Origin of the sequence: Sorangium sp. So ce117, from assembly GCF_051524395.1 — a bacterium.
Classification (GTDB): Bacteria; Myxococcota_A; Polyangia; order Polyangiales; family Polyangiaceae; genus Sorangium; species Sorangium cellulosum_B.
On sequence record NZ_CP150309.1, the window covers coordinates 3,535,486 to 3,546,601 of the forward strand.

Consider the following 11,116-nt stretch of genomic DNA (forward strand, 5'->3'; position numbering starts at 1 on the left):
GGCGCGCCCGGTGAGCGGCGCGCCGTGGAGGTTACGTCAGGTCCAGTGGCCCGCGCGGAGCGCCGCGGAGTCGATGGTCTTGATCTTCGGCGCGAGCGCCTCGCGGAAGATGGCCTCATCGTCGTCGTCGAGGCCGCTCTCTCCGAAGCCGGACGCGACCTCCATCGAGGTAGCGAGGATGCGCAGGAACTGCTGGAAGCTCGACGCGCAGAGCTCTGGCTTGAGCGACTCGGTCCCCGTCATACAGCTGAACACGGGGCAGTCCCCCTCGGCGTCGAGCTTCGAGATGTCGAGGAAATAGGGATCTCCCAGCAGGGCGCTGCGAGCGATGAGGATCCAGCTCTTGCGCCAGCCCGCGAGGGAGCTGTCGCCGCCGTTCGCTAGCTGCTCGGCCGCGAGCTTCTCGGAGGGGATGAGGCGTACACGCTCGACCGGGGTCACCGTCTCGACGTCGAGCGGGTCGGCCTCCTGGAGGAAAGCGCGGTACCTCGCGGGCACCCGCAGCGTCTTGCGCAGCTCTTCCACCGCCGCTGGAGCCGCCTTTCCGAACCTCGCAGGGATGCCTCTTCGGACAAAGGCATCCTTGAGCGCCGCAACCGACTCGGCAAGGTCGCTATCCACCGAACATCCCTTCCTTTGCAAGTCCACCGGGACAGCCCGCTGGGCGGGCGCCCTCATCGCTTCGAAACCACTCCGCTCCCGGGGAGAGCACCGGCGCGCACCCGGAGGAATACCCCGCGCCGGGCCAGGTAGTGTAACAGAAAAACGATGGTCGACGTTGCGTACGCTGAGAGTCGATTCCGGCCCCCCGAAATCGCCCACCGGTACGGTCCGGGCGTGCACCTGCTCGATGACCCGCTCGCATGGACTCTGCTGGCTCGAGCCTGCTCTCCGGAGACGGTCCAGCCCGACGTCGGGCGTCTCGTCGGCGTTCTCTACCAGAACCTGGCGCGCGCCGTCCTCGCCGCCGAGCTGGGGCGCGCGCGCGTCGACGTCCCGACCCGGATGATCTCCTCCCACCCGGAGGCCGTGTATCGCGGCGCCGCGCTGTCGCGCGCGACCAAGGCCGTCACCGTGGGCATCGCGCGCGCCGGGACGATGCCTTCCCAGGTGGTCTACGAGCTCTTGAATGAGGTCCTCGACCCTGCGCTGGTCCGGCAGGATCACCTGTTCATGAGCCGGCAGACGAACGAGCAGGGCGAGGTCGTCGGCGCGACCTGGCACGACGCCAAGATCGGCCGCGACGTCGACGGGCGCCACGTGCTCTTCCCCGACCCGATGGGCGCCACCGGCTCGTCCATGGTCAGCGCCATGACGTACTACAAGACCGCCCTCGAGGGGCGGCCGGCCAAGTGCATCGCCATGCACCTCATCGTCACGCCCGAGTACATCCGCCGCGTCACCGAGGCCCACCCGGACGCGATCATCTACGCGCTCCGGCTCGATCGCGGCCTCTCGCCGGCGCGCGTCCTCAAGACCGAGCCGGGCACGCACTGGGACGAGGAGCGCGGCCTGAACAGCATCCAGTACATCGTCCCGGGCGCCGGCGGCGTCGGCGAGATCCTCAACAACGCCTGGCTGTGAGCGCGAGGGCCTCCCCGCGGCGGCGCCCCGCGCCGACGCCGGGGCCGGCGCGGCCACCTCGCACGCCCGCTGTCAGCGGCCGCGCTTCGAGCGTCGGTTGTGGCCGGCGGCGAGCGCGCGGTAGTCGATGTCCGCGTGCGGCCGGCTCACGGCGGGGCGCAGATCGCTGCAGAGCCGCGTGAGCTCCGCGACCATCGCGCCGAGATCGCTCGCGCCCGCGGCCCTGCGCTGCGCGAGCTCGCCGTAGGCGGCCGCGAGGGACGCGATGCCCTTGCCGGAGACGTGCCCGCGGCGCGACAGATCGACGTAGCTCCGCGCGAGCGCGACGCTGTCGAAGTTGTGGGCGACGACCAGCGACTGCGCGACGCGGAGCACCGCGTGCGCCGCGATCCGGCCGTCCTCGTGGAGGACGAACGCCGCCTGAAGGTAGTTGTAGAAGGGGACGACCCGGTCGCCGAAGATCCGGAAATCCGAGGGCGAGGACTGGCGGTCGAGGTGGATCAGGATGCGCTCGACGACGGGGCCCTTCTCGACGTAGCTCGCGAACCGGATCGCATCGACGATGGTGTCGTCGTACGCGTGCCCGAGCCGCATCACCTCGCCGAGCTCCAGCGGGGTGACCCGGCCCTCGCAGACGTCCGCGTACAGCGAGTAGACGAACGCGTCGGCCTCCGCGTCGTCCCCGAGCAGCACCTCGCGGATGAGCGCGCCGCTCGGGTCGCGCTGCTCCGCGAGCTCGCAGCGCCGCTGGAGCAGCGCGGGCAGCTTGTAGCCGAGCTGCCCGCGCAGCGCGCGGAAGCGCAGCCGGAGGATGTTCTGCAGGTTGGGCTTCAGCGTGAGCGACGCCCAGCGCGCGCCGTCGAGCCGCAGCTTCTGCTCGATGCGGGAGCGGAGCTGCTCCGGGCTGCCCGAGAGGATGTGCGTCTCGACGCCCGCGCGGCCGAGCTCGCGCAGGAGCGACCCCGCGCCCGGCACGGTGCGCTTCTGATCCGGCCGCTCGATCGCGGTCCGCACGAGGTCGCGCAGCGTGTCGAAGTCGGTCCGGAGGTAGGTCTTGTCGAGGTCCCATCGCGCGATGAACGGCGCGCGCGGCGGCGATGCCGCTGCGTTCGCCGGCGATCCGGCCCCTCGCGATCGTTCCTCGTCGTTCACCGTCTCTCGCTCAGCGCGCCATCCACTCGCGCCGCATCTTGTCGAGCGACTGCACCACGTCGCTGTCGGCGCCCTGCCGGGCGAGGTCCATCGCCTCGCGGAGGTACATCGACGCCTCGCCCGTGCGCTCGCGCTGGTGCGCCACGTGCGCGAGCGCGCCCAGGACGAGCGCGCGATCAGGCCCGCCTGGGCCGGCGAGGTCGAGCGCCTCGCGCAGCACGCCGTCGGCGTCGGTCAGATCTCCGGCGCGCGCGAGCGCCTCGCCGAGCTTCCGGCTGAAGATCAGGACGGCGCGCACCGGATCGTCGAGCTCGCCACGGAAGATCTCCCGCCGCGCCAGATCGAGGCCGCGGCGCAGCGCGAGCACGCTGCCGGCGCTGTCCCCGCGCGCGGCGGAGCGGTCCGCCGCCTGCTCGAGGAGCATCAGCGCGACGAACGCGTTCTGCGCGTGGTAGGCGTGGATCGCCTGCACCTCGAGCGGCAGCGCGAGCGGGTCGCCCGCGCTGTCGAACGTCGCCTTGGCGTGCAGATCGCGCCGGACGCCGGCCGGGATCGTCGCGAGCGTCACGTCGCGGAGCAGCGGGTGCGCCGTGCGGATGCCGCTCGAGTGCTCCTCGATCATGCCCGCCGCCGCGAGCTTGCCGAGCAGGTCGTCGAAGGCGCGGATGTCCGGCAGCAGGCGCTGCAGCGTGGCCCGGTCCGCCGCGTCGCCGATGACGGCGAGCGCCTGCAGCGTGCGGCGCGCGTCCTGCGGCAGCCGCTCGATCCGCGCGGCGACGAGGTCGGCCATCCGCGCGGGCGGATCGCTGCCCCCCTCGAGCGTGTAGCGGACCAGCTGGTCGATGTAGAGCGGCGGCACCGTGGCGGCCTCGCCGCCGAGGACGGCCGGGCTCGCCGCGCTCGGCGGCAGGGCCAGCGGGGTTTGATCGGCGGCGCCGTCCGACGGGTCGCGCCGCGGCGACAGCCGCAGGCCGCCCATGCTCGGCGGCGTCTTGCGGGCGGCGCGGTGGTCCAGGCCCACGCTGCTGCGGAGGAGCGAGAGCGCGATGTCCTTCGGGAGGCCGCCGAGCGCGCGCACGGCGCCGCCCCACTCAGGCTCGAAGCCCGGCGTGTGGCTGGCGACGATGAGCAGCGCCGCGAGCGGCGGCTCCGCGATCACGTCGGCGAACGCGTTCCGGCTCGCGCCGTCGACGGCGTGCAGGTCGTCGATCGCGAGCAGGACCCGGTGCGGGAAGGCGGTCTGCTGCGCTCGAGAGAGCGCCCAGCGCAGGGCCTCCGCGGCGATGAAGCGGCGATCGTCGGGCGAGAGGCCGCCCGCCGTCGGCTTGTTCCAGGCGTGCCTGCGCACGTCGCTCCCGCGGTCGCCCTTGCCGAAGATCTCGAGCAGCCCGCGCCGCGCCTCCGGCGTCGCGCCGCTCCAGTTCGACGCGTTGCCGCCGTCGGGCGGGAGCTCGGCGAGCCCGGCGATCGCCCAGCGGAGCGCGTAGTAGCCGACCTCCGCGCCCCACGGGTCCGGGCCGGTCTGGATGACGATGTCGCCCCGGCTCGCGGCGACGTCGAGGAACTCGCGGAGGAGCCGGGTCTTGCCGACGCCGTGCTCGCCGACGATGCGCGCGGCGACGACCGAGCCCTCGACGTCGGCGAGGCAGGTGTCGAGCCACGCGAGGTCGTCCTCGCGCGCCGCGAACGGGAGCGGGAGCGTGGGGGCCGAGGGGGCGCGATCGCGCCGGGCGGCCTGGGGCGCCGCGCGCGGCGCAGGGGCGGGCGAGTGCGCCTGCGCGATCCTGGCGCCGCACTCGCCGCAGAACTTCTGGCCGCGCGGCACGATGGCCCGGCACGAGCCGCAGATGACCGTCGCGTCGGCGAACGAGAAGCGCCCCGAGGGGGTGTCGAACGTCCCGAGCGCCGCGCGCAGCGCCGCCGCGAACTCGTCCGCCGACTGGTAGCGCCGCGCGGCGTCCTTCTCGAGCGCTCGGAGCGTGACCTCGACGAGCGGCTCGGGGATCTCGCGCTCCGGCGCGAGCAGGGCGGGATCGGGCGGCGGCAAGGAGAGGTGCATCAGCACCACCTGCGTCGGCGATTCCGCCTCGAACGGGAGCCGGCCGGTCAGCAGCTGGAACAGGATGACGCCGCACGCGTAGAGGTCGCTCCGCGCGTCGATCGGATCGCCGCGCCCCTGCTCCGGGGCCATGTAGTCCGGGGTCCCGCAGACGATGCCGGGGCTCGTGATGTTCGTCGTCGCGACCTCCCCCTTCAGCTTCGCGAGGCCGAAGTCGACGACCTTCACGAAATCGCCGCCCGAGCGCATCGGCTCGAGCACGATGTTCTCGGGCTTGAGATCGCGGTGGATGATGCCGAGGTGGTGCGCCTCGGCGAGCGCCGCGAGCACCTGGCAGAGGATGTCGACGATGCGGCGGAACGGGAGCGGGCCGTCCTCGTAGACGACGCGGGCGAGGTCGCGCCCGCGCAGGAACTCCATGACGAGGTAGAGCTGCCCGCCGTTCTTACCGAAGTCGATGACGCCGACCGAGTTCGGGTGGTTGAGGCGGCTCGCGGCGCGCGCCTCGGTGATGAACCGGACCGACGCGCTCTCGTCGCCGAGCAGGTGGGGATGGATGATCTTGACGGCCACGGTGCGCCCCAGGGCCTTCTGCTCGGCCCTGTACACGCGGCCCATGCCGCCAACCCCGACGAGCTCCAGGATCACGTAGTTGCCAGGGAGCGTCGTCCCGATCAGCGGATCGTCGGACGTCCGGTTGAACTCCGAGATCGGGAAGCCGCACACCGGGCAGAATTTGTGCGCCTGCTCGCACGGATTCGCGCATTGCGGGCAGACCACTGTGGACACGCGCGGGACCTTACCACGTTCGGGATAACGATTGGAGTCGAGGTCTCCCTCGGCTCGCGGGGGCGCCGTCTGGAGGGGGCGGGGAGGCTCGTCCAGCCGTCTGTTAGGTCCTGGATCCTTCTTGGGGTAACCTCGGGCGCGATGGTTACGCCTCGCCTACGTCTCGGTCAGCTCCTGGTCGACGCGCGGATGATCACCCAGGACGCCCTCGAGAGGACCCTGGAGCAGCAGCGTACGGATGGCCGGCGGCTGGGGACGCTCCTTGTCGAGCAAGGGCTCATCAACGAAACCCAGCTGACGCAGATCCTGTCGCACCAGCTCGCTGTCCCCTGGGTGTCGCTCCTGCACATCGAGTTCTCGCGGCAGCTGCTCAACCTCGTCCCGCACGACGTGGCCGAGCGCTACTGCCTCGTCCCGATCTACGTTCGCCACGTCCGCAACCAGGGCGAGACCCTGTACGTCGCGATGGACGATCCGACGAACGAGGACGGCATGAAGGAGTGCATGGCGTTCTCCGGCCTGCCCGTGCGCGCGATGATCGCTCCGCCGAGCGACATCCGGAACGCGATCCGGGTCTATTACGGAGCGCGCGCCCGCTCGGCGCCGCCGCCCGCGCCCGCGGCGAAGCAGGCCCAGGTGAGCGAGCCGCAGTCGCGGGCGCGCCCCGCCGACCCGCCGCCTTCGTCCGAGCTCTCCGGAGCGCCCGAGACGGCGCGCCTTGCCGATGAGCCATCATCGACGTCGACACCGATGCCGACGTCGACGCCGGAGCCCTTGCTGCTCACCAGGCCCGCCATGCGATCCGGGGCGCGGCTGGTCGAGGACGCGGGGCCGGCGATCGAGACCTCCGACGTCGACCCCTCCGACGTGGGCGTCATGGATGACGAGCTGGCGTGGGAAGCGCCTCGCCCCGCGGCCAAGGAAGTCCGCAGCTCCCCGGAGGAGCGGCAGATCCGCGGCCGGCCGGACGAGCGCTCGCGGCCGACGTTGAAGGTCGCGCCGACGCCCGAGCTGCTCGCGGCGGCGCAGGCAGCACGATCCGCGCAGCCCGCGCAACCTGCGCAGCCAGCGCAGGCGCAGTTCACGCAGGCGGCGCAGGCGCCGTCCACGCAGGCGGCGCAGGCGCAGGCAGCGCAGCCGGAGCGCCGGAAGACGATGCGCCCGAGCTCCGCGCCGGGGCCCGTCGCGGCGTCCGCCGGCGACGCGGCGCCGAGCATGGACGGGGCGCCAACGTCGAGCACGCCAGCCGCGGCCCTCCTCGGCGCGGTGCTCGGACGCGCCAGCGTTGCGGCGCGCACCGTCCCGGAGAGCGTGCCCGACTACGGCGACGAGCCCCCGAGCGAGCGCGAGGTGCGCAACATCCCCGCGCCGCAAGGCCGCGGTCGCCGGCGGATGGTCTCGCTCACCCTGCTCGACGGGACGACGATCACGCTCCCCGCGCGCGGGTCCAAATCGCAGCAGCAGCAACCGCAGCAGCGGAAAGAAGCCCCGTCCCCCCGCGCCACCGCGCAGTCGGAGCCGCCTCCGCCTCCCACGGCGGACGATTCGGGCCTCACCGCCCGCGATCTGGTCTCCGCGCTGCGCGCGGTGTCGCACGGCGCCGACGCGAGCGAGATCCTCGGCAACAACGTGCGCTGGGAGGCGATGTTCGCCGCGCTCCTGTCGCTGATGCTGAAGAAGCACCTCATCGCCGACTGGGAGTTCGTCGACGAGCTGAAGAAGATCTGACGGGAAGCAGGAGCTCGGTCGCCGCTGCCGGCGCGCCGCGCGCATCTTCGACGTGGCACGTGGCACGTGGCGCGCTCGCGAACGGCGGCCGTCAGCGCGCCTCCCGCGCCGCGCCAGCGCGGATCAGCGCGTCGATGTCCCCTTCCGAGAAGCCCGCGTCGCGGAGCACGGCGCGCGTGTGCTCGCCGGCGCGAGGCGCCGGCGCGAACGCGACGCCCGCCGGCGTGACCGGCGTCCTCAGCTGGGGGATCCGGCCGCGTGGCGAGGCGATCTCGAACAGGAGATCGCGCGAAGCGAGGTGGGGATCCGCCGCGGCGCTGCGCGGATCGAGGACCGGCTCGAGGCAGCAGTCGCGCTCGGCGGCGAAGGTCTCCCACTCGGCGCGCGTCCGCTCCCGAACGACGGCGGCCAGCTTGCGCTTGAGCTCGGCCTGGTGCGGCCCGGGGACGAGCGCGCTCGGGTCGGGATCGAGCCCGGCGCCCTCGCAGAACGAGGCCCAGAACTTCGGCTCCAGCGCGGCGAGGGCCATCGCGTGCCCGTCCTTCGAGAGGTAGGTGTTGTACGGCGCGAGCCCGCCGGTGAGCGGCTCCCCGCCCGCCCCGCGCGCTGTCTCCCTGGCCGCTTCTCCGCGGCTCGCGAGCGCGGCGGCGAGCGTGGGAAGGGCGAAGCCGAGCACGCCGTCGGTCATGGCGATGTCGAGCACCGCGCCCTGCCCGGTCCGCTCCCGCTCGCGCAGCGCGGCGAGGATGGCGATCGCGCACCACATCCCGCCGCTCATGTCGGCGACCTGGAAGCCTGGTACCTGCGGCGGCCCCTCGGCGGGCCCCTGCGCGCCGAGGATCCCCGCGCGCGCGATGTAGTTCAGATCGTGCCCCGCGCGCGCCGCCAGGGTGCCCGTCTGACCGTAGCCGGTCAGCGCGCAGACGATGAGCCGCGGGTTGTCCGCGCGCAGCGCCGCGTGACCGAGCCCGAGCCGATCGAGCACCCCCGGGCGGAACTGGTCGAAGAGCACGTCGTAGCTGGCGACGAGCCGGCGGAAGGCGTCGCGACCCTCAGGCGTCTTCAGGTCGAGCAGGGCGCTGCGCTTGCCGCGGTTCAAGAGCTGGAACGCCGCGGACTCTCCGGCGACCTGCGGGGGGAGCTGGCGCAGGAAGTCCCCGCCGGCGACGTCCTCGATCTTGTCCACCGTGGCGCCGAGATCCGCGAGCACGAGGGTCGCGAAGGGGCCTGGCAAGAGCCTCGAAAGATCGAGGACGCGCGTGTCGGTGAGGGGGCGCACGGCGGCTTTGCTGTCGTTGCGCGAGATCCGTCGAGGGATCGAGCGATCGAGGAATGATTGAGCGAACGGCGCGCCGTGCGCAGAAGGCACCCGAGGTTGGCTCGGGCGGACGCACGGGCCGCGATCCACCAGTGAGCCGTTCGCCCGCGCCGCCCGCGCCGCGCGCGGCGGCGCAGGTGGGCTCGCCCCCGCTGGCGCCCGGATCAGCCCGCGTTGAGCTGGAACAGCTTCGGGAGCTTCATCGCGAGCATCTGGTTGCCCGTGACCTTCAGCTTGCCCGCGAAGAAGAGCTGCATCGAGTTGGCCTGCGGGTTCTCGTGCAGCTTCTGGAAATCCTCGCTGGTCAGCGAGATCGTGACATCCGCGTTGCCAGGGTTGCCCGAGGAGAGCTTGGGCCCGCTGTCGGACAGGTCGATCAGCCACTCGCCGCCGCCCTCGCCCGTCACGTTGATCTGGTACTTCCCGCCGATCTGCTTGGCCGCGTCCGAATGCTTCACCAGCGCAGCGGGCAGCTCCTCGTTGAACAGTTTCTGGATATCGACGGCCATGGATCGCCTCCGGATGTCGTGTGGGACGTGGTGACTCGAAATCACCTGGATACCGAGCGGTTTACCCGTGCCCGCGCGCGGGAGTCAAGCGAAGCACGATGCCCGCGTGCTGTCTCTTCGCTCCGTCAGGGCAGCCCTGGCGCGCCGTCTCGTCGGCCCATAAGGACAACCCTGGCGCTGGGTTCACGGTGGATGCGTCATGCGCGCGCGCGCGGCGCCTGCGCGGCGGGCCGGGGCGCCTTGTCCAGCGCGGATCGGATCGGGACCATCAGCAGGCGATCGATGGCGACGCGCTGATCGGCGGGCGGCGGGCTCTCCGGTATGCCCTGCATCAGCCGGAGGTCGCGGAGCGCGCCGCGATCGAGCGGGCCGAGCGATGCCCCCAGTCCGTCGAGCGGCGGCGTCATCGCGGGGAGCAGACAGACGAGGGAGATCTCGTTGGTACCCTGGCGTACCCACGTTCCCTGGTACACCGCGATCGCCTGCCCGAGCGCCTCCTGGAACACGAACGCGCGCCACTCGAGCGGCGCCGTCAGATCGAAGACGCGGCCGCCGGCGCGGAGCTCCCGGCTGTCGAGGCCGAGGGCGGCGCCGCGCGCGTCGGTCAGGAGGAAGCGATCGAGGCACCCAGGAGAGCGCAGCGTGAGCTCCTCGAGGAGCGCGGCGAGCGCCGCGGGGCTGAGCGAGATCGGCTCGCCGTCCGGGCCGATCGCCTCGAGCCCGACCTCGTCGGAGCCCACGACGGACGCGTGGTCGAGCAGCGCGGCGAAGGTGCGCCGCGAGGGGCCGTCGAAGCCGGCCCCGATGGAGGACATCCCGGCGCTGGAGCTGAGCAGAGCGACGATACGATCCCGGCGCGGCGTCGCGAGGAGCGTGACGCCGAACCGCTCGCGGGTGGTGAGGAGCACGTGCTGCGCAGCGCTGCCCTGGCTTCGAAGGAGCAGCTGATCGCCCTCGAGGCTCAGCCCGCGCCGGCTCACCTGCGGAGGGGGCACGAGCTGCCGCCGTCCCCGCGCGAGCAGCGCGACCGCCGCCGTCACGAGGGCGACCGGCAACAGCGCACGGAATATCAGGCCGCGCGCGGTCACGACCAGCACGAGCGCGGCCAGGAAGAGCGGGATCGCCCAGCGCCGCCGGGTGTCCGTGCCCCTCGCCGGCGTCACGTCGGGAGCGGTCGCGTCGAACCACCGAGCCCGTGGGAAAGGCGTCACCGCGGCGTCGCTCGCCGGCTCGCCCGCGCGCTGCGTCGCCGGCCTGCCTGTCGCAGAGGGAGGCTCGTGGGCTCGGACCTCGATCGACGGGAGCATCGCGACGGACCCAAGCGGGTCCTTCTGGCCCTTCGCCTCGCGTCCCATCGCACCTCCACCCCGGCCGAAAGTTGGCGGTAGAATAGCATTGACCGAGGCCGGAGCGAGGGGACTTTAGGACAACGCGCTGCGTAGGGTGCTGCGCGTTGTTGAAGGCCCGCTCTGTTACAACTGGTTACGACCGGTTACGACCGGTTACGACCTGCCGAGGACGTCCCCGGCAGGTCGCGGATGGCGCGCGCTGCGCCGTGTCACGCCGCGTGGCGACCCCTCCTCGGCGACGAGGAACCCGACGAAGTCCGCTCGCATGCTTCCTCGAACTCGCGGTTTTCCGTACCCGAGATGGATAGCGCTCGCCCCGGAACGCCTGGTGACGCGGCGGATCCGGTCGAAGCGGAGGTAGCTCTCGGCCATAGGTGCGGGGCCGATGGCGTACGACGCGCTCGCGAGGCGGACATGGAGGTTGTCGACGCCTGCGTCGCTGCAGACGGCGATGCCCTGGAGGCCGGCCTCATGCAGCGATCGGAGGACTCACACGGCGATCTCGCCGCGGTCGGGGAAGAGGACCTTGCGGATCACGAGCCGGCCCTCTCACACGAAATCGCCTGCGCGAACGGCCCGTCGCTCCGCCGCTCCGCGCCGAGCCTCGCCGCGCGCCCGACGGCGGGCT

General features: G+C 72.5%; 9 protein-coding genes. 2 read left to right on the forward strand and 7 right to left on the reverse strand.

Translation table 11 applies throughout. The features are described from left to right. Positions 1 to 36: 36 nt before the first annotated feature. Complete coding sequence (locus tag WMF46_RS13355; protein WP_437985964.1) at positions 37 to 525, reverse strand: SMI1/KNR4 family protein; 489 nt, start codon at positions 523 to 525, stop codon at positions 37 to 39. Between the two features lie 243 nt (positions 526 to 768). On the opposite strand from WMF46_RS13355, the gene WMF46_RS13360 reads away from it, so the two are divergent. Beyond that, entirely contained in the window at positions 769 to 1,584 is an 816-nt protein-coding gene (locus tag WMF46_RS13360) for a uracil phosphoribosyltransferase (RefSeq protein ID WP_437985965.1), read from the forward strand. A 72-nt stretch (positions 1,585 to 1,656) separates the two neighbouring features. Here WMF46_RS13360 and WMF46_RS13365 read toward each other — a convergent pair whose 3' ends face one another. Both WMF46_RS13365 and WMF46_RS13370 read right to left on the reverse strand, forming a co-directional pair. Then, the gene (locus tag WMF46_RS13365) at positions 1,657 to 2,736 is read right to left on the reverse strand and encodes a hypothetical protein (protein ID WP_437985966.1); all 1,080 of its coding nucleotides are present in this window, start codon (positions 2,734 to 2,736) and stop codon (positions 1,657 to 1,659) included. A 10-nt stretch (positions 2,737 to 2,746) separates the two neighbouring features. Beyond that, positions 2,747 to 5,584: a protein kinase domain-containing protein gene (locus tag WMF46_RS13370; RefSeq protein ID WP_437985967.1), complete on the reverse strand. Its 2,838-nt coding sequence runs from the start codon at positions 5,582 to 5,584 to the stop codon at positions 2,747 to 2,749. A 141-nt stretch (positions 5,585 to 5,725) separates the two neighbouring features. Here WMF46_RS13370 and WMF46_RS13375 point away from each other — a divergent pair, with 141 nt between their 5' ends. Then, positions 5,726 to 7,312 (forward strand): hypothetical protein, encoded by a 1,587-nt coding sequence (locus tag WMF46_RS13375; protein WP_437985968.1) that lies wholly within the window; start codon positions 5,726 to 5,728, stop codon positions 7,310 to 7,312. 91 nt (positions 7,313 to 7,403) lie between these two features. On the opposite strand, the gene WMF46_RS13380 is transcribed toward WMF46_RS13375, so the two are convergent. From WMF46_RS13380 to WMF46_RS13395, 4 genes are all read right to left on the reverse strand, one after another. Further along, positions 7,404 to 8,591 carry a CaiB/BaiF CoA transferase family protein gene (locus tag WMF46_RS13380; protein ID WP_437985969.1) on the reverse strand — a complete coding sequence of 396 codons (1,188 nt, stop codon included), beginning with the start codon at positions 8,589 to 8,591 and terminating at the stop codon, positions 7,404 to 7,406. 203 nt (positions 8,592 to 8,794) lie between these two features. Next, positions 8,795 to 9,139, reverse strand: a complete 345-nt coding sequence (locus tag WMF46_RS13385) for an SCP2 sterol-binding domain-containing protein (protein ID WP_437985970.1) — start codon at positions 9,137 to 9,139, stop codon at positions 8,795 to 8,797. A 197-nt stretch (positions 9,140 to 9,336) separates the two neighbouring features. Beyond that, a complete protein-coding gene (locus tag WMF46_RS13390) occupies positions 9,337 to 10,494 on the reverse strand; it encodes an IMP dehydrogenase (RefSeq protein WP_437985971.1) in 1,158 nt (385 codons plus the stop codon). Between the two features lie 147 nt (positions 10,495 to 10,641). Further along, positions 10,642 to 10,965, reverse strand: coding sequence for a biotin carboxylase N-terminal domain-containing protein (locus WMF46_RS13395; RefSeq protein WP_437987892.1), 324 nt, complete (start codon positions 10,963 to 10,965; stop codon positions 10,642 to 10,644). Positions 10,966 to 11,116: the final 151 nt, after the last annotated feature.